Consider the following 24,318-nt stretch of genomic DNA (forward strand, 5'->3'; position numbering starts at 1 on the left):
ACCTGCCCCGATTCACGGCTCCGGCCCCCCGATGCGCAGGATGATGGGACCATGAGGCATGCTGTCCGCACCACAGCGAGGCGAGGGGACAGATGAGCGCGGAGTTCGGCGGCCGGACCGGCCTGTGGGGCAAACTCTCGGAGTGGCTGCGCACGAGCGGCCCGACGGAAGCCGCGGGCGAAGGCGGCCGTGAGGCCCTGCTGCTGGCCGCCGCCGGAGCGGGTCTCCCGCTCGCGCCCGCCGCTCATCCGGCCCCCGGCTACGGCTGCTCCTGCGACCGCGTCGGCTGCCCGACCCCGGCCCGGCACCCGGTGTCGTTCGCCTGGCAGACGCAGTCCACCACCGACCGCGCCCAGATCGAGCGCTGGGCCCGTCATCAGCCGCAGGCCAACTTCATCACCGCCACCGGCATGACGCACGACGTCCTCGACGTGCCCGTGGAAGCCGGCCGGGCGGCCCTCGAGCGGCTGCTGGACGCCGGCGTCGAGGTCGGCCCGGTCGCCGTCAGCGACGACGGCCGGCTGCTCTTCTTCACCCTCACCCGCGGCACCCCCGAGGACGAGGACGAGTGGTGGCCCTGTGAGCTGGACTGCCACCCCGAGACCATGGACGAGCACCCCGGCCTGCGCTGGCACTGCCGGGGCTCCTACGTCCTCGTGCCGCCCGCCCGGCTCCCCGGCGACGACGCGCAGAGCGTGCACTGGCTGCGCGGCCCCGAGCACCCGCTGCCCGACCCGCTCACGCTCCTGGAGATCCTCACCGACGCGTGCGCCCGCCACGCCGGCGAGACCCCGGACCACAGCGCCGGCGCCTGGCCCCTGCACCGCTGAGCGCCCGGGCCCCGGGCCGGTCCCCCCGTCCCCGCCGCGCGGCGGGGCGTCACTCGCCCTTCGCCGCGGTCAGCCCCTCGAGCCGGCTGAGCAGCGACACCTTCCCCCCGGCGGAACCCCTCGCGGGGGCCAGCGCCACCTCGTTGGCGACGAACTCCATGGTCAGCGACTGCTTGATCTCGCCCGTCGTCAGCGCCCGCACGCTCTGGTTCGGGGCGGGCACCGCGGCGCCCGCCGCGGCCGTCTGCCTCACGTAGTGGTGCGTGGTGAAGAACACCAGCGCCCCACCGTCCGTGGTGCGCAGCGCCAGCGGCGCGTAGGCGCCCTCGGTGAGCTGCTCGTCGATGTACTGCGTCGCGAGCCCCGGCCGACTGGCGTTCTTCGTGCGCGTGGCGCGCAGCGCGCTGGTGTACGCGCCGTCCGCGAACGGGCCCCCGCCGCCCTGCAGGTACTCGGTGTAGTCCTGACTCAGGTCCTCGGGCGCGAGCGCCAGCCGGGAGGTGTCGGCCGGCACCGCCTGCGCCCAACCGTCCTCGTCCTTCTCGAACTTCGGCAGCGAGCCCGGCGCCACCAGCGTCAGGTACGTCGCCCGCCACGGCTGCGACAGCGCGTCGCGGGTGAACACCAGCAGCCAGCGCGTGTCACCGCCCTTGTTGCCCTTGGCGTCGGCGACGAACCAGCGCGGCCAGCCGGCCTTCTCGGGGATCGTGTACGACACGTCCGACAGCACCAGCGGCTTGTGCTGGGGGTTGCCGTTCGGGTTGTTGGCGCGTCCCGCCTTCAGGCGCGCCGCGTCGATGGCCCGGAGGGCGCCGGCGGTGTACTCGGCGTCCAGGGAGGCGTCGTACGCCGCGTCCGCCTTGTTGTACGCGGACGTGAACCGGTCGACCGCCTTGGCGGCCTCCTTCGCCGTGGCGCCCGGGAGCACCTCGCGCTCCCCGTGGACCACCACGCAGCCGCTCGCCAGGAGCGAGACGGCGGTGAGCGAGGCCGCGGTCAGCGCGTACCGGTCACGCCTTCGGGGCCCGCGCGTGCTCGGAGCCCCGGTCGTCAGGCTGCGTTCCCTGCTCATCAGGTGACTTCACCCTCCCCTTCCCGGAGGCGAACCCTACCGGGGCGAGGAACAGCGCGAGCGTCGGGATCAGGTAGAGCAGCCACACCGTGACCTGGACGACCGTCGGATCGGGCTGGAAGTTGAACACGCCCTTCAGCAGCGTCCCGTACCAGCTGTCGGGCGGGATCGTGTCGCTGACGTCGAAGGCCTTGTCCGTCAGGCCCGGGACCCAGTCGGCCTCCTGGAGGTCGTGGACGCCGTACGCGAGGACGCCGGCGGCCACCACGACGAGCATGCCGCCCGTCCAGGTGAAGAACTTCGCCAGGTTGATCCGCAGCGCTCCGCGGTAGAACAGCCAGCCGAGCAGGACGGCCGTCGCGAGGCCCAGCGCCACGCCGATCAGCGGGCGCGGGGTGCCGTCGCCGGCCGCGTGCACCGACGCCCACACGAACAGGGCCGTCTCCAGGCCCTCCCGGCCGACCGCGAGGAACGCGGTGGCGACCAGCGCGCCGGTGCCCATGGCGAGGGCCGCGTCCAGCTTGCCGTGCAGTTCCGCCTTCAGGTGCCGGGCGGTGCGCCGCATCCAGAACACCATCCACGTCACCAGGCCGACCGCGACGATCGACAGCGAACCGCCGAGCGCCTCCTGCGCCTCGAACGTCAGCTCCTGCGAGCCGAATTCGAGGACGCTGCCGAAGGCCATCGCGATGAGCACCGCGACGGCGATGCCGGCCCACACCGGCTTCAGCGCGTCGCGCCGTCCGGTCTTCACCAGGTAGGCGATGAGGATGCAGACGACGAGGCTGGCCTCCAGGCCCTCGCGCAGTCCGATCAGGTAGTTGGAGAACACGCGCTACGCCTCCTTGGAGAACAGCGTCCGGCCCCACCAGTCGTCCTTGTCGCGGACGCCCGGAGGGACCGCGAAGACGGCCGAACCCACGTGCTGGATGTACTCGTTGAGCGCGTCGGTCGCCAGGTGGCGCTGGATGCGGACGAATCCGTTGCTCACGTCGCGCATGTAGGCGAGGAAGAACAGCCCCGCCTCCAGCCGGCCCAGACCGTCGGTGCCGTCGGTGAAGGAGTAGCCGCGGCGCAGGATCGTCGACCCCTGGTTGGAGTCGGGGTGCGCGAGCCGGACGTGCGCGTCGGGCTTCATCGCCTTCAGGAACGGCTCGTCGTGCTCCTTCGCCTTGCCGACCGGAGCGCCTTCGCCCTTGTCCCGGCCGAAGATGTCCTCCTGCTCCTGCAGCGAGGTGCGGTCCCAGGTCTCGATGTGCATGCGGATGCGCCGGGCGACGAGGTAGGAGCCGCCCGTCATCCAGTCGGCACCGTCCTTCTCGCCGACCCACACGAACTTCTTCAGCCGGTCGGTCTCGGTGCCCGCGATGTTGCGGGTGCCGTCCTTGAAGCCCATCAGGTTGCGCGGGGTCTGCGCGTCGGGCGTGGTGGAGGAGGTCTTGCCGAAGCCGAGCTGCGACCAGCGGATGACGACCTTGCCCATGCCGATCCGGGCCAGGTTGCGGATCGCGTGCACGGCGACCTGCGGATCGTCCGCGCAGGCCTGGACGCACAGGTCGCCGTTGCTGCGGGCCGCGTCGAGCGCGTCCCCGGCGAAGGCGGGCAGGTCGACCAGGGCGCCCGGCCGCCGGGCGGCCAGGTCGAACTTCGTGAACAGGGAGGGCCCGAAGCCGACCGTCAGGGTCAGCCGGGACGGCTTGAGGCCCAGCGCCTCGCCGGTGTCGTCCGGCGGCGCCTCGGGAAGGCCGCCGTGCGCGCCCTCGCCGACCGCCTTCCCGGCCGTCATCCGGCGGGCCGCCTCGGTCCAGTCCTTCAGCAGCCGGACGAACTCGGCGCGGTCCGTGGTCGTCACGTCGAACGCGGCGAAGTGCAGCCGGTCCTGCACGGGTGTGGCGATGCCCGCCTGGTTCGCGCCGTGGAAGTCGACCGCGGCGCCCGCGTCGGCGGCCACCGGGTCGACGTCGTTGCCGGTGCGGGTCATCGCGACCGCGCCGCCCGCCGCGGCGGCGCCGAGCGCGAGCCCGGCACCGCCCCAGCCGATCAGCGACCGTCGCGTCGGGCTGGTGCCCTGGATGTCCGACTCCGTCATGTCCTGGCCCCTCGGATGCTGTTCGGTTACTTGGCGACGGCGGCGGCGAGCTTGGACAGGGGCTCCGCGAGCGCGTTGACCCCGTCCGACAGCTTCTTGCGGTCGGCGGCGCCGACCTTGTCGTACGAGGTGAACTCGTAGGACGTGGCGTTCGGCCGGTAGGCGTCCAGCAGCGCGTTCAGCGCGGCGAACTGCTTGTCCAGCTCGGTGACCAGGGCCGGGTCGTTCTTCTGGGCGACCGGCTTGAGCAGGTCGTACGACTTCTGCGCGCCCTCGACGTTGGCCTTGAAGTCGACGAGGTCGGTGTGCGAGTAGCGCTCCTCCTCGCCGGTGACCTTGCCGGTGGCGACCTCGTCGAGGAGCTCCTTGGCGCCGTTGGCCATGGAGGTCGGCGTGATCTCGGCCTTGCCGACGCGCTTCTGCCAGTCGGTCAGGTCGGTGACCAGCTGGTCGGCGAGGGTCTTCTCCTCGGCGCCGATCTTCTTGTCCTGCCAGAGGGCCTTCTCCAGCCGGTGCCAGCCGGTCCACTTCTGGCCCGCCTCCAGGCCGTCGGCGCGGACGTCGACCTTCGGGTCGATGTCGCCGAAGGACTCCGCGACCGGCTCGGTGCGCTCCCAGCCGATGCGGGAGGGAGCGTAGGCCTTCTTCGCGGCCTCGAGGTCGCCGGCCTTGACCGCCGCGACGAAGGTCGCGACCTTGGGCAGTGTCTCGTCGGCCTGGGCCTGCGCGTAGGAGCGGTAGGCGGCCACCGCCTTGTCCAGCCGGGGATCGCGCTCGGCCGCGGAGCCGCCGGTGACCTTGAGGTCCTGGCGGATGCCGTCGCCCTTCATGCCCGGCTTGCACGCGATCTCGTAGCTACCGGCCTTCACCTCGGCGGTGACCCGCTGCTTGGTGCCGGGGCCGATGTTCTCGCGCTCGCTGACGACCCGGTCGTCCGGGAACAGGATGTAGACCTCGGTGACCTTGGAGCCCTTGTTCTCGATGGCGAGCTCGACGTGGCCGGCGGAGATCTCCTTCCTGGAGGTCTCGCACTTGGAGTCGGTGGCGGTCACGCCGATGACCCGCTCGCCGTCCTCGTCCCCGCTTTTCGAGGTGCAGGCCGTGACGGCGGTCAGGGCCGTCGCCATGGCGACGGCGGTGACGACGGAGAGTCGTGCGGCTCGCATTCGGGCTCCCAGCGGTGGCTGAAAAATCACGTGACAGGGCTCACACGGATTGGTGAGGCTCGCCTAACTTATCCAAGGCTTACCTGCGTAATACCCGTCCTGGCCGTGATTCAGCTCTCATAGACGCTGTAAGAGCACGAGAGGATCACGGAGTCACAAACCAGACGTCAAGGAAAGGTAAAAGGAGATTCAAAGATTCCGTTTCCGTGGCCGCCGCGATCGCACGTACGCCGCCGCCGGCAGTGCTTCAATTCCCCGGTGACTGATTACGACGTGCTCCGCGTCTTCTGCGCGCCGAACGGCGGCTACGGCAACGAACTGGGCGTGGTGCGCGAAGGCTCGGTGCTGCCCGAGCGTGCGGACCGTCAGGAGCTCGCGGCCAAACTCGGCTTCAGCGAGACCGTGTTCGTCGACGACCCCGAGCGCGGCGTCGTCGACATCTACACGCCCACCATGCGGCTGCCGTTCGCGGGCCACCCGTGCGTGGGCGTCGGCTGGCTCCTCGACGTCCCCGAGCTCGTCACCCCCGCCGGGCTCGTCGGTGCCCGCCAGGACGGCGAGTTCACCTGGATCGAGGCCCGCGCCGAGTGGGCCCCGCCGCGCACCCTGAGCCAGTACGCCACAGCCGCCGAGGTCGACGACCTGCCGGTGCCGCCGAAGGGCGAGTGGATCTACGCGTGGGCCTGGGAGGACGAGCCCGCGGGCCGGATCCGCGCCCGCGGCTTCCCCGGCCGGGACGACGGCGTCGAGGAGGACGAGGCGACGGGCGCCGCGGCGCTGCTGCTCACCGAGCGCCTCGGCCGGGCCCTGAACATCACCCAGGGAGCGGGCTCCCAGATCCTCACGGCCCCCCAGCCGTACGGCTGGGTGGAGATCGGCGGGCGGGTGTTCCTCGAGCGCTGAGCCCGCCGGCCGTGCGTCGGCGTCCGTACGGGTGGTGTGGCGTGTGCGCGCGGACGCGAACGGGGACCACTGAGCGTGACCGCTCAGCCCCGTGAGAGGAACACCATGCGCATCCGTTCAGTCCTTGCCGCCACCACCCTGGGATTCGCCCTCGCCGCCGTCGGCGCGACGACCGCCACCGCCGACGCCGGCCCCCGCGAGCACCACCACTTCGGTGAGGTCAAGGGTGTCTGCAGCCCGTACGTCGGCGCGATCGACACGGTCTCGGCCGACATCTTCTGGGCCGGCAAGCACTGCGACCGCTTCTGACCCGTCGCACGGCCCCCTCGCCGGAAAGCGAGGGGGCCCGTCCGTGCGCCCGGCTCACGCCGAGAGCGGGAACTCCTCGCCCAGCTCCCGGAAGACGGCGGTGTTCAGCGCGAAGGCGTGCCTGCACTCGCTCACGATCCGCTGCTTCTCCAGGTCGTCCGCCCGCACCCCGTCCAGCAGCTCCCGGTAACTCCGCTTGAACGCCGCGGGATTGCCTATCTCCTCGAAGACGTAGAACCGGACGCCGTCGCCCTTGCGCGCGAAGCCCCACGTCCGCTCCGCCCGGTCGCGGATGATCTGCCCGCCCGAGAGGTCGCCCAGATACCGCGTGTAGTGGTGGGCGATGTACCCCGCGGGCCACCGCTCGGCGCACTCGCGCACCCGGGCCGCGTAACGCCCGGTCGCCGGCAGGGCCGACAGGCCGTCGCGCCATCCGGGGCCCCGCAGATGCGCCAGGTCCCGCTCCAGCGCGGCGAGCCGGAACAACTCCGGCCGCACGAACGGCCCGGCCGCCGGATCGGACGCCAGCCGCTCCGCCCCGGCCTCCAGCGCCTCGTACACGAACCACAGCTGCTCGGTGTAGCGCGCGTAGGCGTCGACCCCGAGCCGGCCGCCGAGCAGGTCGCCCATGAACGTCGAGCTCTCCGCCTCCCTGTGCTGCTCGTGGGACGCCGTGCGGATGAGTGTCGAGAACGAGTCCATGTCCCCATCCTTCGCGGTAAGGCTTACCTAAGTCAATGGGTTGCCGACACACTGTCGGTAAAAGCGTACAAGAAAAGACGCGCCCCCGGCCGGGAACGGGTCTCGCCTCGCGCTACGGCAGCGTCAGGATCTCCGCGCCGGTGTCCGTCACGACGAGTGTGTGCTCGAACTGGGCCGTCCGCCTGCGGTCCTTGGTCACCACGGTCCAGCCGTCGTCCCACATGTCGTACTCGTGGGTGCCGAGCGTCAGCATCGGCTCGATGGTGAACGTCATCCCGGGCTGGATGACGGTCGTCGCGTGCGGACTGTCGTAGTGCGGGACGATCAGCCCGGAGTGGAACGAGGAGTTGATCCCGTGGCCGGTGAAGTCCCGCACCACCCCGTACCCGAACCGCTTCGCGTACGACTCGATGACCCGCCCGATGATGTTGATCTGCCGGCCGGGCCTGACCGCCCTGATCGCCCGCTCCAGGGACTCCCGGGTCCGCTCCACCAGCAGCCGCGACTCGTCGTCCACGTCCCCGACCAGGTACGTGGCGTTGTTGTCGCCGTGCACCCCGCCGATGTACGCCGTCACGTCCAGGTTGACGATGTCGCCGTCCCGCAGCACCGTCGAGTCCGGGATGCCGTGGCAGATCACCTCGTTGACGCTCGTGCACAGGGACTTCGGGAAGCCGCGGTAGCCGAGCGTCGACGGGTAGGCGCCGTGATCGCACATGTACTCGTGCGCGACCCTGTCCAGCTCGTCGGTGGTGACGCCCGGCGAGATCAGCTTCGCCGCCTCCGCCATCGCCTGCGCGGCGATCCGGCCGGCCCGGCGCATCGCCTCGACCGTCTCCGGCGTCTGCACCTCCGGCCCGGTGTACGGCGCCGGCGCGGGCTTGCCGACGTACTCGGGCCGGCGGATGTTTCCGGGCACCGAACGGATGGGGGACAGCTCGCCTGGGACGAGCAGTGACTGGCCAGACATGCCAGTGAGTCTAACGAGCGGCCATGGGGGAACATGACGATGGCGAGAGGAGCCGTCATGCCCCTGTTCAAGAAGCGGACCGCCGGCAAGCCGGGCGAGTGGTACTACTGCCTTGAGCACAAGAAGGTCGAAGAGGGTCCCGACTGCCCGGGCAAGGACCGCTTCGGCCCGTACGCCACCCGTGGGGAGGCCGAGCACGCGATGCAGACCGCCCGCGAGCGCAACCTCGAGTGGGAGAACGACCCCCGGTGGCACGACGCCCCCGAGGGCGGCACGCCGGGCGGCGGCTGATCAGCCGTCCGGCGCCGACGAGGGCGCGGTGGCGGCGCGTCGCCCGGCGAGCCGCACCGCGTGCTCGTTCGTCCGGGCGTCGTAGGTCATCAGCCCCGGCAGGCACACCGCCAGCAGCCCCACAGCGCCCACGCACAGCAGACCGCCCGACCAGACGGACGTCCGCACCCCCAGCCAGGCCGCGACGCCGCCGCTGCGCAGCTGGCCGACCGTCGGCCCCACCGAATAGGACAGCAACTCGATCCCGGCGAGCCGCCCGCGCAGCTCGTCCGGGATCGTCTGGTTCCACATGGCCCCGCGGAAGATGCCGCTGACCATGTCGAAGCCGCCCGCGAACGTCAGACACAGCAGCACCAGCCATACGTCGCCGACGAGCCCCGCCGCGGCGATCGCCCCGCCCCACAGCGCGGCCGACAGCGCCACCACCCGGCCGTGCCGGTGCACCCGTGACGTCCATCCGCTGGTCAGGCTCACCAGCAGCGCCCCGGCCGGCACCGCCGCGTACATCAGCCCCAGCGACCACTCGGCGTCCAGCTCGTCCGCGAGGAACGGCAGCACGGCCAGCGGCATCGCGAGGGCCATCGCGGCGAGATCGACCGCGTACGTGCCGAGCAGCTCCTTGCGGCCCCAGGCGTACCGGGCGCCCTCCGCGACGGCCTTCAGCGAGGGGCGGGCCGCCTCGTGCGACGCCGGGGACGCCGCGATGCCCGCCATGAAGGCGACCGACACCACGAACGTGAGCAGATCCGCGGCGTAGGCCCAGCCCAGCCCGGCGTAGGCGACGACGACACCGGCGAGGGCCGGTCCGGCGACCCCGCCCACGGTCCACCGCAGCGCGTTCAGCGAGGCGGCCGCCGTCAGGTGCTCATGGGCGACGATCCGCGGCCACAGCGAGTCCAGCGCGGGCCGCTGGACGGAACCGAGAGCCGAGGAGAGGGCCGCGACGACGTACAGCGGCCAGAGCGCCGGCCCCGGCAGCATCGCGTTGACCAGCAGCACCGCGCTGAGCAGCCCCTGCCCCGCCTCGGTCCACACGATGAGGAGCCGCTTGTCCCAGGCGTCCGCGAGCGCGCCCCCGTACAGTCCGAACACCAGGAGCGGCACCAGTTCCACGGCCCCGATCGCGCCGACCGCGGCGGCCGACCCGGTCAGCTCCTTCACCTGCACCGGCAGCGCCACGAAGGTGAGGAAGGTCCCGAACCCGGAGATCGTCCCCGAGACCCACAGCCGTCGGAAGTCCGGGGAGGCCCGCCAGGGCGCGAGGTCGGGAAGCAGCGCACGCAGACCGGAGGGCGGGGGAGCGGAAGCGGGAGCGGGAGCGGGCAAGGCGTCGTCGGTCACGAAGGGCCATGCTCGGCCGCCACCGGAGAGAGCGGCAACCGCTTTTCCCTCAGTAGCCCCGCCCCGTTCGGCGTCCCGCCCCCCCTCGGCGCCCCCGGCCCGGCGCGGCGGGCCGGGGCGGTCACCAGGCGGGAGGGGGCGGCGCCGTCAGACGTTCGGCGAGATGGGAGAGCCGGTCGCGCAGACGACGGCGCCCCCGGGCCGGCGGCAGCGTCTCCCCGGCCGCCGCGCTCACCAGGTGCTGCACCGTGTCCAGGTCCAGCGCGGAGCCGTCCGGGACGGCCAGCGTCTCGTGCGCCAGGGCCGTCAGCTGCGCCTCGCCGACGCCGAGCGCCAGGATCGTGACCCCGGCCCGCCGGGCGTCCGACACCCGCTCCAGCAGCGGCGCGTCCCCCGCCGGCGTCGCCACCAGCAGCGTCTCGCCGCGCCGCGCCGCCTCGATCCGGCCCAGGCCGACCGCCAGCTGCGCCGGGTCCGACGGACGGGGGTGATGGCGCACCAGCGTCGGCGCCAGCTCCGGGGTACCCGACCACGCGGCCTCGTCCACCAGGTGCGCCGCCAGATGCCAGGGCTCGTACCGCGCCGAGCCGACCAGCAGCAGCCCGCCCCCGTGCGACACCACCGACCCCCGCAGCACCGCGGCGAACCGCCGGGTGGCCCCCAGCCACTCGGTCCCGGCGAGCACCTCACGCAGCAGCGCGACCCGTACGGCGTCCATGCCGCCGCATGCTGTCGCAGTCCGGCCGCCGCCGGCCGCCGATCGCCCCGCATTCACCCGACCTGGGGAAGACCGCCGCGCACCCCCACGTAAAGTCGGCCCATGACCTCTACCGACAGTGCACGAAACGCCTCCGCGGGCGCGCCGGCGAAGGCGCCCGCGAAGGACCCGTGGGACCTCCCCGACGTCTCCGGACTGGTCGTCGGCGTGCTCGGCGGCACCGGGCCGCAGGGCAAGGGCCTCGCCTACCGGCTCGCCAAGGCCGGCCAGAAGGTGATCATCGGCTCGCGCGCCGCCGACCGCGCCCTGGCCGCCGCCGAGGAACTCGGCCACGGCGTCGAGGGCGCCGACAACGCCGAGACCGCGCGCCGCAGCGACATCGTGATCGTGGCCGTCCCGTGGGAGGGCCACGGCAAGACGCTGGAGTCCCTGCGCGAGGAACTGGCCGGCAAGCTCGTCGTCGACTGCGTCAACCCGCTCGGCTTCGACAAGAAGGGCGCCTACGCGCTCAAGCCGGAGGAGGGCAGCGCCGCCGAGCAGGCCGCCGCCCTGCTGCCGGACTCGCGGGTCGCCGCCGCCTTCCACCACCTGTCGGCCGTCCTGCTCCAGGACCCGGAGATCGACGAGATCGACACCGACGTGATGGTGCTGGGCGAGGAGCGGGCGGACGTCGAGATCGTGCAGGCGCTGGCCGGCCGCATCCCCGGCATGCGCGGCGTCTTCGCCGGCCGGTTGCGAGGCGCCCACCAGGTGGAGTCCCTGGTCGCCAACCTGATCTCGGTCAACCGCCGCTACAAGGCCCACGCCGGGCTGCGCGTCACGGACGTATGAGCGCATGGGGGACACTGGTCGGAGCCAGCCCGGCAGTGTCCCCCGACAGGAGAACCGCCCCATGTCCGCCCTTCCCCCGACCCGCCCGGCCCGGCGGCTCGCCCTCTACAGCCTCGCCGTCTGCGTGCTCGCCGTGGCCGCGGCGGTCGTCTCCTTCGTCCAGGGCAGCTTCCTGGGCATCGTCTGGGTGCTGCTCGCGGGCCTGTCGTCCAACATGACCTGGTACTACGTGAAGCGCGACAAGCTCCGCCGGTCGGCCGGCGCCGACGTCACGGGCTGACCGCGCAGTACTCCTCCGTGCCCTGCCAGAAGCGGTACAGCGACTGTCCGCAGTACGTGTCGAAGTCGCTGATCCCGAGGGCGCGCAGCACCGCGTCGACCATGTCGAAGAACACCCCGTTCACCGCCGGCACCCACAGCAGCGCGAACACGAACAGCAGCCCGAACGGCGCGAACGGCTCCACCTGCCGCTTCACGTTGTACGACAGCCAGGGCTCGACGACCCCGTAGCCGTCCAGCCCCGGCACCGGCAGGAAGTTCAGGATCGCCGCCGTGACCTGGAGCAGGGCGAGGAAGCCGAGCGCGTACCGGAAGTCGTCCGGCACCCCGTCCAGCGCGTCCAGCCAGAAGGGCGCCGTGCACACCACCGCGAACAGCACGTTGGTCAGCGGTCCCGCCGCCGAGATCAGGCTGTGCCGCCACCGCCCGCGGATCCGCCCGCGCTCGATGAAGACGGCGCCGCCCGGCAGGCCGATCCCGCCCATGATCACGAACAGCACCGGCAGCACGACGCTGAGCAGGGCGTGCGTGTACTTGAGGGGGTTGAGCGTCAGGTACCCCTTCGCGCCGACCGAGATGTCCCCGCTGTGCAGAGCGGTGCGCGCGTGCGCGTACTCGTGCAGACACAGCGACACGATCCACGCCGCCGTCACGAACAGGAACACCGCCACACCCGGCTGCTCGGCGAACCCGGACCAGGTGGCCCAGCCCGTGACCGCGGTGACGGCCAGGATCCCCAGGAAGACGGGACTGACCCGCCGCTCGCTGCGGCGGGAGGTGGCGGTGGTCATGGAGCTCCCTGGATCGGTTCGCGCGTCCGGCACGCGCTGGTGGAACTGCCCGACCGTACCCGGACGTGGCGTACAGGAGAAACGTCCCGTCCGCGCCGTCGGTTCCGGCGCGACCGGTCTCCCGTGCGGCGGCCGCTCGCGCCACCCCGACGCAACCCCGTGACCGACCACGATCCCACCGGAGAGAATGAACCCCGTGCGCTATCGCATCCTCGGCACCACCCAGGCACTCCGTCCGGACGGAAGCTCCGTCGCCGTCGGCGGAGCGCGGCTGCGCGCACTGCTCACCGTGCTGGCCCTGCGGGCCGGCCGGAGCGTTCCCGCGGGGCTGCTGGTGGAGGAGGTCTGGACGGGTGACCCGCCGGCCGACGCGCAGGGCGCGCTGCAGGCACTGGTCGGGCGGCTGCGCCGGGCCCTCGGGGCGGACGCGATCGACTCCGCCGAGGGCGGCTACCGGCTGTCCGCCGCCCCCGACGACGTCGACCTGCACCGTTTCGAGCGGCTGACCGGCGACGGCGTCCGCGCCCTCGCCGACGGCGACCCGGCGAAGGCGGCCGTCCTCCTGGACGACGCGCTCGCCCTCTGGCACGGACCGGCCCTCGCCGACCTGCCCGACCGGACCGCCGAGGCCGGCCGCTGGGAGGCCCGCCGGCTCGACGCGCTGCGCGCCCGCCACACCGCCGCGATCGCCCAGGGCCAGGCCGGGCAGGCGCTGCCCGAACTCACCGCCCTGTGCGACGCCCACCCCCTGGACGAGCCCCTCCAGGCCCTGCGCCTGCGCGCGCTGCGCGACGCGGGCCGCACCGCGCAGGCGCTGGTCGCCTACGACGAGGTACGCAGACTGCTGGCCGACCGCCTCGGCGCCGACCCGGGCCCCGAACTACGCGCACTCCACACGGAGTTGCTCAACCCCGTGAACTCCGGCGCCGCCGCCGGCCCGAGCGCCTCCGGCGGCCCCGGGCTCGCGCGCGACGCCGGCGCCCAGGGCGGCCCCGGGCGCTCTCGCGACGCCGAATCCTCCACCGGCTCGGGTTTCTCCCGCGACTTCCGCGGCCTCGATCGTCTCGACGGGGCGGACCGTTCCGGCGGCAACGGCGACCTCGGCGGGTCCGGGTTCTCCGGTGGTTCCGGTGGGCCGGAGCGGCGCGGGCTCTCCGGTGCTCCCGAGCGCCGTCCGGCCGATGAGAGCACCGGGAGTCCGGGGAACCCGGGGAGGCCGGGAGACGCGGCTTCCGGCGATACGGCCGCCGCCGAACCGCGGCCGGGCGACCCGACTCCCGCCGGCCCGGTTGCCGAGACCTCGGGACCGCGGGACCCCGGCAACCTCCGAGCCCGGCTCACCTCCTTCGTCGGCCGGGAGGACGACATCGCGGCCATCCGGGAGGACCTGGCCGGCGCGCGCCTCGTCACCCTGCTCGGACCCGGCGGGGCCGGTAAGACACGGCTGTCGCAGGAGGCCGCCGAGACCGTACGGCACATCGCGAGCGACGGCGTGTGGCTGGCCGAGCTCGCGCCCGTCGCCGCCCCGGACGCCGTGCCGCAGGCCGTCCTCACCGCCGTGGGAGCCCGCGAGACCGTGCTGTACGGCGCCGGCGCCGAGGAGTTGCGGGCCGCCGCGGAACGCCACGGCGACCCCGTGGAGCGCCTGGTCGAGCACTGCGCCCGGCGCCGCATGCTGATCGTTCTCGACAACTGCGAGCACGTGGTGGAGGCGGCCGCCCGGCTCGTCGAGGAACTGCTGGCACGCTGTCCGTGGGTGACGGTGCTGGCCACCAGCCGCGAGCCCCTCGGCGTGCCCGGTGAGCGGCTGCGCCCGCTCGACCCGCTGCCCGAGCCGGTGGCCCTGCGGCTGCTCGCCGACCGGGGCGCGGCCGCCCGGCCGGGCTTTCGCGCCGAGGACGACCCGGAGGCCTGTGCCGAGATCTGCCGGCGTCTGGACGGCCTGCCCCTCGCCATCGAGCTGGCCGCCGCCCGTCTGCGCATGCTGACACCACGTCAGATCGCCGACCGCCTCGACGACCGCTTCCGTCTCCTCACCTCCGGCAGTCGCACGGTGCTGCCGCGCCAGCAGACGCTGCGGGCCGTCGTCGACTGGTCCTGGGACCTGCTCGACGCGGACGAACGCGACGCCCTGTCCCGGTTGTCGGTCTTCGCACGCGGCTGCGACCTCGCCGCCGTGGAGGCCGTGTGCGGCGCCGCCCCGGGCCGTGGCGGGGACAGGGGCGGCGAGGGGGGCCGCGGAGACGGCGTGGACGGCCGTGGGGATGTGCGGGACGCCCGCGCGGGCCGGCCGCCCCGCGAACTCCTCGACACCCTCGCCTCGTTGGTCGACAAGTCCCTCGTCGTCGCCGCCCCGTCGCCCGGCGGGGACATGCGCTACCGGCTGCTGGAGACGGTCGCCGAGTACGCCGCCGAGCGGCTGGACGAGTCGGGTGGACGGGCCGACGCCGAGCGCGCGCATCTGACGTACTACCGCGAGTTCGCCCGCACCAACGAGCCGTTGCTGCGCGGTCCCGGTCAGCGCGAGGCCGCCGAACGCATCCAGCTGGAGTACGAGAACCTGCGCACCGCGCTGCGCCGCGCGGTCGCCGCCCGCGACGAGCAGGAGGCGCTCAGTCTGACGCTGTCCCTCGTCTGGTACTGGCAGATGCGGGACCTGCGCCTCGAGGCGGGAGCCTGGTGCGCCGAGGTCATGGCTCTCGGTCCCGACCCCTTCGCCGAGCCGCTGCGCCGGGCGGCCCCGGTCTGGAAGCCCTGCACCGACTTCCCGCCGCCGCTCACCGGCGAAACCCTCCTGGAGGCCCGGCGGGGCGTCCATCTGGCCCATTTCGCCTGCATGGAGAACCAGTTGGACGACTGGCAGACCCCGGCGGCGCAGCGCAAACTGGCCCTGATCGCCGAGACCTACGAACCCGGCCTCCCGCAGACCTGCCGCGCGCCCGGCCTGCTCTGGTTCTTCGCCGTGATGCTGACCGGCGACACGGACCGCATGCGCGTCATCGTCGACGCCAACGTGGAGACCTGCCGCCGCACGCCCGGTTACGAGTGGGAGCTCGCCTCCTGCCTGCAGATGCGCGCCAACGTCCTCGCCAACCGCGCGGACTGGGCGGGCAGCGCCTTCCGCGACGCGGACGAGGCCCTGGAGATCTTCCGCCGTCTCGGCGACGTGTGGGGCATCGTGGAGGCTCTGTCCGCGCGCGCGGAAGCGCATGAGCGGCTCGGCGACTACCGCCGCGCCGCCGACGACTACGCGGGCGCCAGGGAGCACGCCGAACAGATCGGCGCCCGCGCCCACGCGGCGGTCCTCGGCGCCCGGCTGGGCAGCGTGCTGCTGGAAGCGGGCGACGGGGAGCAGGGCGAGCGCCTGCTGCGCGAGGTGATCGACGGGCCGACGCACGGCGGCAACGAGGCCGTCCCCGCGGCCCGCCTCTTCCTGGCCGGCCGACTCGGCTCGACCGGGCGCATCGCCGAGGCGCGCGAACAGCTCAGGCTGCTGCGCGAGCGCTTCACGTTAGGCAACTTCGCGGTCTTCGACGCGTTCGTCCTGGGCGCGGAGGCCTGGCTGGAGGTGGTCGACGGCCGGTACGCGCAGGCCCTGCCCGGGATCCGCTCCGCCCTCGGCCGGGCGACCGATCCGGTGTCCCAGGCCGTCGCCCCGCACCTGTGCTCCTTCTATCTCTCCATCGCCGCGACCGCCCTCACGGGCCTGGACGGCGGTGCGGACGCCGGCGCCCGCTGTCTCGGGGCCGCCGAGGCCCTGCTGCCGCCGCGACACGTCCCCCCGCGCCTGGAGCGCGAGGCCCGTGAACTCGCCCTGAACCGCACCCGCGCAGCGCTCGGCGACGAACGCTTCGAGCGGGCGTACGCCGAGGGCGGCGGCCTCTCCTACGAGGAGGCCACCGCCCTGGTGTGACGCGCCCGTCCGGCCCGGACCGGGTCGTCGGCGGGCCCGGTCGTACCGGCCTCGGCTCACGCCGCCGGGTCGTGCCGGCCCGGTCGTGGCGGCTCCGCGTCCGCCCGCGGCTCAGGTCTTCGTGCGGAACTTGTAGATCGCGACCGGCGCCATCACCGCGGTGAGCCCGGCCGACCAGGCGAGCGTCACCCACAGGCCGTGCGCGACCGGACCGCCCACCATGAGTCCGCGCGCCGCGTCGGCGAGCGCGGACAGCGGGTTGTACGCGGTGAAGTTCTGCAGCCAGCCCGGCATCGACCGGGTCGGCGCGAAGATCGACGAGCCGAACTGCAGCGGCATCAGCACCAGGAAGCCCATCGCCTGCACGGACTGCGGACTCTTCATGATCACGCCGAGCGTGAGGAACACCCACATCAGGGCCGAGCCGAACACCGTGGCCAGTCCCACGGCGGCGAAGAGACCGGGCCAGTGGGTGATGTCGAAGCCCACCAGGACGGCCACCACCATGAGGATCGCGCAGGCGACCAGCATGCGCATCAGCTCCACGACGATCTTGGCGAAGAGCACCGAGCCCCGTCCGATGGGCAGCGACCGGAAGCGGTCCATGACCCCGGAGTTGAAGTCCGTGTTGAAGCCGGTGCCCACGCCCTGCGCCATGTTCATCCCCATCATGGCCAGCATGCCGGGGATGACGTACTGCACGTACGCCTGCTGACCGCCGCCCAGCGACTGCCCGATGGAGCCGCCGAAGACGTACACGAAGAGCAGGGTGAAGACCACCGGGAAGAGGACCGCGTCGAACATCGACTCGGGGTCCTGCCGGATCCACAGCAGGTTGCGGCGGATCAGCGCACCGGTGTGCCGCAGGTGGCTGCGCAGCGGGATGCGTCCGTCGGCTGCGGTGGCGATGTCGATCGTGGCCGCGCTCATACGGCGACCTCCTCGCGGGTCTCGGTGGGCGTGGCGTCGTTCGGGGAGCCGGCGCGGTGGCCGGTGAGGGCGAGGAACACCTCGTCCAGGCTGGGCAGTTCGGTGGTGAGGGAGGCCAGGGTGACGCCGCGGGCGCTGACCGCGCCGATGACGGCCGTCAGCTGTTCGTCGCTGAGAACCGGCACCAGGAGCGAGCCGCGTTCGACGTCCACGGCGGTGGCGGCGAGCCCGGTGATGCCGAGTTCGTCGAGCCGTCCGGCCAGCGGTCGCAGCTGCAGCGGGTCGGCCGGCCGGATCCGCAGGGTGCGGCCGCCGACCCGGGCCTTCAGCTCCTCGATGCCGCCGCCCGCGATGACCTTGCCCCGGTCGACGACGGTCAGCTCGGAGGCCAGCTGCTCGGCCTCCTCCATGTACTGGGTGGTCAGCAGTACGGTGACGCCGTCCCCGACCATGGACTTGACCTCGGTCCACACCTCGTTGCGGGTGCGGGGGTCCAGCCCCGTGGTGGGTTCGTCGAGGAACAGCACGCTCGGCCGTCCGATCATCGACGCGGCGAGGTCCAGCCGCCGCCGCATGCCGCCGGAGTAGGTGGCCACGGGCCGCCTGGCGGCCTCGGTGAGCGTGAACCGCTCCAGCAGCTCGTCGGCGCGCACCCGGGCGTCCCTGCGGGACAGGTCGAGCAGCCGGCCGATGACGTACAGGTTCTCCCATCCGGGGAGCTTCTCGTCGACGGAGGCGTACTGACCGGTGAGGCCGATCACCCGGCGCAGCTGCCGGGGCTGCGCCGCGACGTCGTAGCCGGCGACGGTCGCCCGGCCGGCGTCGGCGGCCAGCAGGGTGGACAGGATCCGTACGAGGGTGGTCTTGCCGGCGCCGTTCGGCCCGAGGACCCCCATCACGGTGCCTTCGCGCACCTCGAGGTCGACCCCGTCCAGTGCCTTGGTCTCGCCGTAGTGCTTGACCAGCCCCCGGACGGTCACGGCGCTGCCCGCGCCGCTGGGGTTGTCGTGGATTCGCGTCATGCCGCAACAGTGGCAACCGCCGCCGACAGAGTTCCGACACGCCGTCGACAGCGGCCGACGGCGCCTGCGGGGAACCGACAGACCGCCTACAGACCGCCGACACACCGCCTACAGCGCGCCGACGGGTGGACGCGGCCGGGGATTTTTCCGTCCCGGACCGGCCGGCGTCCACCCGCTCGGCGCGGCAGGCTCAGTGCACGCTGTGCTCGTCCAGCGGGAACGTGCCGCCGACGACGTCCTCGGCGAACGCCTTCGCCGCGTCGCCCATGACCTGGCGCAGGTTCGCGTACTGCTTGACGAACTTCGGCACCCGGCCCCCGGTCAGCCCGAGCATGTCGGTCCACACCAGTACCTGGGCGTCCGTCTCCGCACCGGCGCCGATGCCGACGGTCGGGATGTGCAGCACCCGCGTGACCTCGGCCGCCAGCTCCGCCGGGACCAGCTCCAGCACCACCGCGAACGCGCCCGCGTCCTGCACGGCCTTGGCGTCCCGCAGCAGCTGCTGGGCCGCCTCCTCGCCGCGCCCCTGCACGCGGTAACCCATCGCGTTCACGGACTGCGGGGTCAGGCCGATGTGCGCCATCACCGGGATGCCGGACTCCACGAGGAGCTCGATCTGCCGGTGCGAGCGCTCGCCGCCCTCCAGCTTCACGGCCCCGACCCCGGCCTCCTTCACCAGGCGCGTCGCCGAGCGCAGCGCCTGCACCGGGCCCTCCTGGTAGGAGCCGAACGGCAGGTCGCCGACGATCAGCGCGCGGCTGGTGCCCCGCACGACCGCCGCCGACAGCATGGTCATCTCGTCGAGGGTGACGGGCACGGTCGTCTCGTAACCGAGGTGGCAGTTGCCCGCCGAGTCGCCGACGAGCATCACGGGGATCCCGGCCTCGTCGAAGACGGAGGCGGTCATCGCGTCGTAGGCGGTGAGCATGGGCCACTTCTCGCCGCGTTCCTTGGCGAGGGCGATGTCGCGGACGGTGATACGGCGCGTGCCCTTGCCCCCGTACAGCGCGTTGCTGCCGTCGGTGGGCTTCTGCGGGGCATTGCGGGCAGCCGAGAGCTGCGTCATGGCAACGGCTCCTAACGTCATCTCGAGGCGCCCTCACGGCGTCCCCGGACCACTGCCCATGGTGGCACTTCGCCCGGGCGAGAGCCAGAGCGCCCCCTGTGGGTAAAACCTCAGTAAGAAACGCACCCGGGCATTCCGATACGAGACGGTTCCGTATCGGAAACGCCCTAAGCTCGGCGCCATGACTACTCCTGCCGTCCCCACCGCTCCGCGGATACCGGAAGCGGTGCACCGGCGTCGTTGGGCGATCCTCGGCGTCCTGATGCTGAGCCTGCTGATCGTGGTGCTCGACAACTCGATCCTGAACGTCGCGATCAAGACGATCTCGACACCCGCCCCGACCGGCCTCGGCGCCACCCAGAGCGAGCTGGAGTGGGCGATCAACGCCTACACGCTCGTCTTCGCGGGACTGCTGTTCTCCGCAGGGCTCCTCGGCGACCGGATCGGCCGCAAGAAGGTGCTGCTCGGCGGACTCGCCGTGTTCGGCATCGGATCCGCGCTCGCGGCCGAGTCGGGCTCGCCCGCCCAGCTCATCGCCTTCCGCGCGCTGATGGCCCTCGGGGCCGCCTTCGTGATGCCCGCCACCCTCGCCGTCCTGATGAACGTCTTCGAGCGCGAGGAGCAGCCCAAGGCGATCGGCATCTGGGCGGGCGGCGTCGGGCTCGCCATCGCGATCGGCCCCATCACCGGCGGTCTGCTCCTCGCGCACTTCTGGTGGGGCTCGGTGTTCCTCATCAACGTGCCCATCGTGCTGCTCGCGTTCGGCCTGATGATGTGGCTGGTGCCCGAGTCCCGCGACCCGAGCCCCGGCCGTCTCGACCCCGTCGGCGTCGCCTTGTCGGTCGTCGGCCTCGTCCTGCTCGTGTACGGCATCATCAAGGGCGGTGAGCTGGCCGACTTCACCGATCCGACCGTGCTCGTGACCATAGGGGCCGGACTGGCGGTCCTCGCCGCGTTCGTGGTCTTCGAGAAGCGCAGCGACCATCCGTCCATCGACGTCGGGTACTTCCGGAACAAGGTGTTCTCCGCCGCGATCTCCGTCATAGCGCTCGTCTTCTTCGCGCTCATGGGCGTGACGTTCTTCTCGGTCTTCTACACCCAGAGCGTGCGCGGCTACTCACCGCTGCAGACCGGCCTGTTGCTGCTGCCGCTGGCCGCCGCCCAGCTGATCTTCGCGCCGCGCGCCCGCCTCGTCGTGGACCGCATAGGAGTCCGGGCCACGACCACGGCGGCGATGCTCCTCCTCACCGCCACCCTGGGGGCGTTCGCCCTGCTGGAGGCGGACACCCCGATCTGGCTGCTGGAGGTCGTCTTCTTCTGCATGGGCGCCGGAATGGCCCACATCATGACCCCGACCAGCGTGGTCATCATGCAGGCCCTGCCCCGCGAGAAGGCGGGCTCGGCCTCCGCGCTGAGCAACACCTTCCGCCAGGTCGGCGGCGCGCTCGGCATCGCGGTCCTCGGCTCGGTGCTGTCGGCGTCGTACCGCAACGGCATCGAGGGCAGCCTCGGCACGCTGCCGGAGGGCCTGCGCCACACGGCGGGCGAGTCGATCGAGGCGACGCTGGGGGTCGCCGCGAGCCTCGGCGACCGGGGCAGGGCGCTGGTCGGCCCCGCCAACGACGCCTTCCTGCACGCCATGCACGTCACGGCGCTGTGCGGGGCGGGGGTGGCGCTCGTGGGCGCGGCCGTGGTCGCCGCGTTCCTGCCGGGCCGCCCGAAGCCCGTGCCCGCCGACGCGGAGGAGGCGGAACCGGCCCGGACCACGTCGTAGTGACCGGTGGGTGGGCGGGTGCGGCAGGGAGTCGCCGCACCCGCCCCCGCCGTGGGCGACAATTCCCCAGTGCGACGAAAGGATCAGTGGACGTGAGCCCCGCCGACAGCGCAGCCGTCGAGCAGCCCGTCCGGGGGCGGCCCCGGAACGAGGCCCTGGAACGGGCCATCATCGAGGTCACGATGAAGCTGCTGGAGGACGGCGTCTCGCTCGCCGAGCTGTCCATCGAGCGCATCGCCCGCACCGCCGGCGTCGGCAAGGCCACCATCTACCGGCGCTGGAGCGGCAAGGAGGCGCTGTTCGTGGACGTGCTGCGGGCCGCCGAGCCCGACGACCCCGAACTCCCCGGCACCTCCATGCGCGACGACCTGGTGGTGCTGCTGGAGGCGCTGCGCCGGCGCGGACTCGCCAGCCGCTCCTCGGCGATCCTGCACAACGTCCACGCCCAGATGAAGAGCAGCCCGCAGATCTGGACGGTCTACCACAACACGGTGATAGCGCCCCGGCGCAGGCTGGGCGTCGAAGTCCTGCGCAGGGGACAGGAGAACGGCGAACTCCGCGCCGACCTCGACCTCGAACTGGTCAACGACATCTTCGTCGGCCCCATGCTCGTGCGTGCCGTCCTGCGCCCCGACGCCGATCTGCCCGAGGACCTCCCGGAGCGCATCGTCGACTCGCTGCTCGCCGGACTACGCCCCGTCAGCACGCCGGACGCGCACCCCTGATGTGAGCGTTCCGTCACAGACCGGGCCGTGCCCGCCGCCGGAACCCGTGGGACCGCGCCCCTCGTCATCGTTCCCGTACGGCCGTCACGAGACGGCGAGAACCAAGCCGATCATCCCCTAGGGTCGTACCCGGGGGACGGACGGTGCACGGCAGGCAGTGAGGCGGCGGTATGGCGCAGCAGGCGTACATGACGGAGACGGACGGCGACGGAGACTCGGGACACGAGCCTCGGGGAGTCCGGCTCCGGCGCCTGATCGGACGTCTTCTCGGTCGGCTGACCACGGGCTGGCGGGGGGACCCGCGCATCTGGCGGCGCGGTCTGGTCGTCGCGGGTGTGGCGCTGGCGCTGTCCCTGGTGATGCTGCTGCACTCGCGCATCCCGAACCGGTTCGGCAACCTCGGCAGTCTCACGGAGACGTTCCTGCCGTGGATCGGCGTGTTCGTGCCGGTGCTGCTGGTGCTCGCGGTGGTGCGCAGGTCGGCGACCGCGCTGATCGCCGTCGTCCTGCCGGTCGTGGTGTGGACGAACCTCTTCGGCGGGCTGCTCGTCGACCGCACCGGCACCGGCGGCGATCTCACCGTGGCCACCCACAACGTCAACGCCGACAACCCCGACCCGGCGGGCACCGCCCGGGACGTGGCCGCCTCCGCGGCGGACGTGCTCGCCCTGGAGGAGCTGACCGCCTCGGCCGTCCCGGTGTACGAGAAGGCGCTGGCGGCGACGTACCCGTACCACTCGGTGCAGGGCACGGTCGGGCTGTGGAGCAAGTACCCGCTGAGCGGTGTGCGGGCCGTCGACATCGAGTTGGGCTGGACGCGCGCCATGCGGGCGGCCGTCGCGACGCCGCAGGGGGAGGTCGCCGTCTACGTGGCCCATCTGCCCTCGGTGCGGGTCAAGTTGCAGGCCGGGTTCACCGCCCGGCAGCGCGACAAGAGCGCGGACGCGCTGGGCGAGGCGATCGCCGACGAGCGGCTGACGCGGGTGATCCTGCTCGGCGACCTCAACGGCACCATGAACGACCGCTCGTTGAACGCCGTGACCTCCCAGATGCGCTCCACGCAGGGCGCTGCGGGCAGCGGGTTCGGGTTCAGCTGGCCCGCGTCGTTCCCGATGGCGCGCATCGACCAGATCATGGTGAAGGGTGTGGCGCCGGTCACCTCGTGGACGCTGCCGCAGACGGGCAGCGACCATCTGCCGGTGGCGGCGCGTGTGAAGGTCACCACACCGTAACCCGGGCGTCGCCCGCCGGAATACAGGGCCGGGGAGACTTTGTTCCGAAGTTGAACATACGAACCGTATGATGAAACGGAACCCGCTCTCCCTGAAAGGCAAGTTCTGCATGCCTCTGGCCCTGCTCGCCCTGGCCGTGGGTGCCTTCGGCATCGGCACCACCGAGTTCGTGATGATGGGCCTGCTGCCCGACGTCGCGGGTGACCTGCACATCTCCATCCCGGCGGCCGGACACCTGGTCTCCGCGTACGCGATCGGCGTCGTCATCGGCGCGCCGCTGCTCGCCGCGGCGACCGCGCGGATGTCCCGCCGCACGGTCCTGATCTCCCTGATGGTCCTGTTCGTCGCGGGCAACGCGCTCTCCGCGCTGGCCCCGGACAACGGCTGGCTGCTGGCCGCCCGATTCCTCAGCGGTCTGCCGCACGGCGCCTTCTTCGGCGTCGGCGCGGTGGTGGCCACCACGCTGGTCGCGCCGGAGCGCAAGGCCCGTTCGGTGTCGCTGATGTTCCTCGGTCTGACCGTCGCCAACATCGCGGGCGTCCCCGCCGCCACCCTCGTGGGCCAGCATCTCGGCTGGCGGGCGGCCTTCCTCGGTGTCAGCGTGATCGGCCTGGCGGCGATCGCCGCCCTGGCCCTGCTGATCCCGCACGACCACACCCGGGCGCCCGCCGTCGGCCTGCGCCGCGAGCTGTCCGCCCTGCGCTCGCTGCCGGTGTGGCTGGCGCTCGGCACGACGGTGGCCGGCTTCGGCGCCCTGTTCGCCGCCTACAGCTACATCACGCCCATGCTGACGGAATCCGCCGGGTACGCCGGCTCCAGCGTGACGCTGCTGCTGGCGCTGTTCGGCGTCGGCGCCACCGTCGGCAACCTGCTCGGCGGCCGGCTCGCCGACCACGCGATGCGGCCCACGCTGTTCGCCGGACTCACCTCGCTGGTCCTGGTCCTGGCCCTGTTCCCGCTGCTGATGACGACGGCCTGGGGCGGCGCGCTGGCCGTGGTCCTGCTGGGCGTCGCGGCGTTCGTGACGGGCTCCCCGCTCAACCTGATGGTGATGGAACGGGCGACCGCGGGCCCGTCGCTGGCCTCCTCCGCCAACCAGGCCGCGTTCAACCTGGCCAACGCCGGCGGCGCCTGGATCGGCGGCCTGACCCTCGCGGCCGGTTACGGCGTCACCTCCCCGGCGATCGCGGGGGCGGCGCTGGCGGTGCTGGGCCTGGGGGTGGCCGGCGTCGCGTACGCCGTCGACGCCCGCCGCGCCCCGCGACGCCCCGTCCGCGACCGCGTCGTCGCGACCCACGTACCGCGCCCGGCGGAGGCGGCGGCACGTCACTGACGCGCCGCCGACCCGGCCGGCTGCGGGTAGG

At 72.7% G+C, this 24,318-nt stretch carries 23 protein-coding genes; 11 read left to right on the forward strand and 12 right to left on the reverse strand.

Annotated features, from left to right (window positions below; translation table 11 throughout):
* The first annotated feature begins 92 nt into the window (after positions 1-92).
* Entirely contained in the window at positions 93-830 is a 738-nt protein-coding gene (locus tag C6376_RS17805; protein ID WP_107444314.1) for a bifunctional DNA primase/polymerase, read from the forward strand.
* Between the two features lie 49 nt (positions 831-879).
* Here C6376_RS17805 and C6376_RS17810 read toward each other — a convergent pair whose 3' ends face one another.
* From C6376_RS17810 to efeO, 4 genes are read right to left on the reverse strand one after another with little or no spacing between them, the layout of a single operon-like run.
* Entirely contained in the window at positions 880-1,902 is a 1,023-nt protein-coding gene (locus tag C6376_RS17810; RefSeq protein ID WP_107444315.1) for a hypothetical protein, read from the reverse strand.
* Entirely contained in the window at positions 1,841-2,734 is an 894-nt protein-coding gene (gene efeU / locus C6376_RS17815) for an iron uptake transporter permease EfeU (protein WP_107444316.1), read from the reverse strand. The genes C6376_RS17810 and efeU overlap by 62 nt, the downstream gene beginning before the upstream one ends.
* Before the next feature lie 3 nt (positions 2,735-2,737).
* Positions 2,738-3,991, reverse strand: a complete 1,254-nt coding sequence (gene efeB / locus C6376_RS17820) for an iron uptake transporter deferrochelatase/peroxidase subunit (protein WP_107444317.1) — start codon at positions 3,989-3,991, stop codon at positions 2,738-2,740.
* A 26-nt stretch (positions 3,992-4,017) separates the two neighbouring features.
* Positions 4,018-5,157 carry an iron uptake system protein EfeO gene (gene efeO / locus C6376_RS17825; protein WP_107444318.1) on the reverse strand — a complete coding sequence of 380 codons (1,140 nt, stop codon included), beginning with the start codon at positions 5,155-5,157 and terminating at the stop codon, positions 4,018-4,020.
* Between the two features lie 258 nt (positions 5,158-5,415).
* Here efeO and C6376_RS17830 point away from each other — a divergent pair, with 258 nt between their 5' ends.
* Both C6376_RS17830 and C6376_RS17835 read left to right on the forward strand, forming a co-directional pair.
* Positions 5,416-6,060 (forward strand): PhzF family phenazine biosynthesis protein, encoded by a 645-nt coding sequence (locus C6376_RS17830; protein WP_107444319.1) that lies wholly within the window; start codon positions 5,416-5,418, stop codon positions 6,058-6,060.
* Between the two features lie 105 nt (positions 6,061-6,165).
* A complete protein-coding gene (locus C6376_RS17835; RefSeq protein ID WP_107444320.1) occupies positions 6,166-6,369 on the forward strand; it encodes a hypothetical protein in 204 nt (67 codons plus the stop codon).
* Positions 6,370-6,423: 54 nt separating this feature from the next.
* Here the strand turns inward: C6376_RS17835 and C6376_RS17840 are convergent, their stop codons facing one another.
* Positions 6,424-7,071, reverse strand: coding sequence for a heme oxygenase (biliverdin-producing) (locus C6376_RS17840; RefSeq protein ID WP_107444321.1), 648 nt, complete (start codon positions 7,069-7,071; stop codon positions 6,424-6,426).
* Between the two features lie 112 nt (positions 7,072-7,183).
* The gene (gene map, locus C6376_RS17845) at positions 7,184-8,041 is read right to left on the reverse strand and encodes a type I methionyl aminopeptidase (protein WP_107444322.1); all 858 of its coding nucleotides are present in this window, start codon (positions 8,039-8,041) and stop codon (positions 7,184-7,186) included.
* Between the two features lie 57 nt (positions 8,042-8,098).
* Here map and C6376_RS17850 point away from each other — a divergent pair, with 57 nt between their 5' ends.
* The gene (locus C6376_RS17850; RefSeq protein WP_107444323.1) at positions 8,099-8,332 is read left to right on the forward strand and encodes a hypothetical protein; all 234 of its coding nucleotides are present in this window, start codon (positions 8,099-8,101) and stop codon (positions 8,330-8,332) included.
* Here the strand turns inward: C6376_RS17850 and C6376_RS17855 are convergent, their stop codons facing one another.
* Positions 8,333-9,673, reverse strand: coding sequence for an MFS transporter (locus C6376_RS17855; RefSeq protein ID WP_173985670.1), 1,341 nt, complete (start codon positions 9,671-9,673; stop codon positions 8,333-8,335). It abuts the gene before it with no gap.
* A 121-nt stretch (positions 9,674-9,794) separates the two neighbouring features.
* Entirely contained in the window at positions 9,795-10,391 is a 597-nt protein-coding gene (locus tag C6376_RS17860; RefSeq protein WP_107444324.1) for a hypothetical protein, read from the reverse strand.
* A 102-nt stretch (positions 10,392-10,493) separates the two neighbouring features.
* Between C6376_RS17860 and npdG the strand changes: the two genes are divergently transcribed.
* Both npdG and C6376_RS17870 read left to right on the forward strand, forming a co-directional pair.
* Positions 10,494-11,222, forward strand: coding sequence for an NADPH-dependent F420 reductase (gene npdG, locus C6376_RS17865; protein WP_107444325.1), 729 nt, complete (start codon positions 10,494-10,496; stop codon positions 11,220-11,222).
* 61 nt (positions 11,223-11,283) lie between these two features.
* Positions 11,284-11,502 carry a hypothetical protein gene (locus C6376_RS17870; protein WP_254075989.1) on the forward strand — a complete coding sequence of 73 codons (219 nt, stop codon included), beginning with the start codon at positions 11,284-11,286 and terminating at the stop codon, positions 11,500-11,502.
* On the opposite strand, the gene C6376_RS17875 is transcribed toward C6376_RS17870, so the two are convergent.
* Entirely contained in the window at positions 11,492-12,292 is an 801-nt protein-coding gene (locus C6376_RS17875) for a site-2 protease family protein (protein ID WP_107444327.1), read from the reverse strand. The two genes, C6376_RS17870 and C6376_RS17875, sit on opposite strands and share 11 nt — an antisense overlap.
* Before the next feature lie 187 nt (positions 12,293-12,479).
* Between C6376_RS17875 and C6376_RS17880 the strand changes: the two genes are divergently transcribed.
* Positions 12,480-16,205, forward strand: coding sequence for a BTAD domain-containing putative transcriptional regulator (locus C6376_RS17880; protein ID WP_107444328.1), 3,726 nt, complete (start codon positions 12,480-12,482; stop codon positions 16,203-16,205).
* A 111-nt stretch (positions 16,206-16,316) separates the two neighbouring features.
* On the opposite strand, the gene C6376_RS17885 is transcribed toward C6376_RS17880, so the two are convergent.
* The 3 genes from C6376_RS17885 to panB all read right to left on the reverse strand — a co-directional run bounded on the left by C6376_RS17885 (position 16,317) and on the right by panB (position 19,223).
* Positions 16,317-17,135 (reverse strand): ABC transporter permease, encoded by an 819-nt coding sequence (locus C6376_RS17885; protein WP_107444329.1) that lies wholly within the window; start codon positions 17,133-17,135, stop codon positions 16,317-16,319.
* Complete coding sequence (locus C6376_RS17890) at positions 17,132-18,157, reverse strand: ATP-binding cassette domain-containing protein (RefSeq protein ID WP_107444330.1); 1,026 nt, start codon at positions 18,155-18,157, stop codon at positions 17,132-17,134. Before C6376_RS17890 ends, C6376_RS17885 begins: the two co-directional genes overlap by 4 nt.
* Before the next feature lie 190 nt (positions 18,158-18,347).
* Entirely contained in the window at positions 18,348-19,223 is an 876-nt protein-coding gene (gene panB, locus C6376_RS17895) for a 3-methyl-2-oxobutanoate hydroxymethyltransferase (protein WP_107444331.1), read from the reverse strand.
* Between the two features lie 181 nt (positions 19,224-19,404).
* Here panB and C6376_RS17900 point away from each other — a divergent pair, with 181 nt between their 5' ends.
* The 4 genes from C6376_RS17900 to C6376_RS17915 all read left to right on the forward strand — a co-directional run bounded on the left by C6376_RS17900 (position 19,405) and on the right by C6376_RS17915 (position 24,287).
* Positions 19,405-20,997 carry an MFS transporter gene (locus tag C6376_RS17900; protein ID WP_107444332.1) on the forward strand — a complete coding sequence of 531 codons (1,593 nt, stop codon included), beginning with the start codon at positions 19,405-19,407 and terminating at the stop codon, positions 20,995-20,997.
* 92 nt (positions 20,998-21,089) lie between these two features.
* On the forward strand, positions 21,090-21,722 hold the full coding sequence (locus tag C6376_RS17905; RefSeq protein ID WP_254075990.1) for a TetR/AcrR family transcriptional regulator: 633 nt from the start codon (positions 21,090-21,092) through the stop codon (positions 21,720-21,722).
* A gap of 170 nt (positions 21,723-21,892) precedes the next feature.
* Entirely contained in the window at positions 21,893-22,954 is a 1,062-nt protein-coding gene (locus tag C6376_RS17910) for an endonuclease/exonuclease/phosphatase family protein (RefSeq protein ID WP_107444333.1), read from the forward strand.
* Between the two features lie 109 nt (positions 22,955-23,063).
* A complete protein-coding gene (locus tag C6376_RS17915) occupies positions 23,064-24,287 on the forward strand; it encodes an MFS transporter (RefSeq protein WP_107449036.1) in 1,224 nt (407 codons plus the stop codon).
* The last annotated feature ends 31 nt before the right edge of the window (positions 24,288-24,318 follow it).

The organism is Streptomyces sp. P3 (assembly GCF_003032475.1).
In the GTDB taxonomy this organism is placed as follows: Bacteria; Actinomycetota; Actinomycetes; order Streptomycetales; family Streptomycetaceae; genus Streptomyces.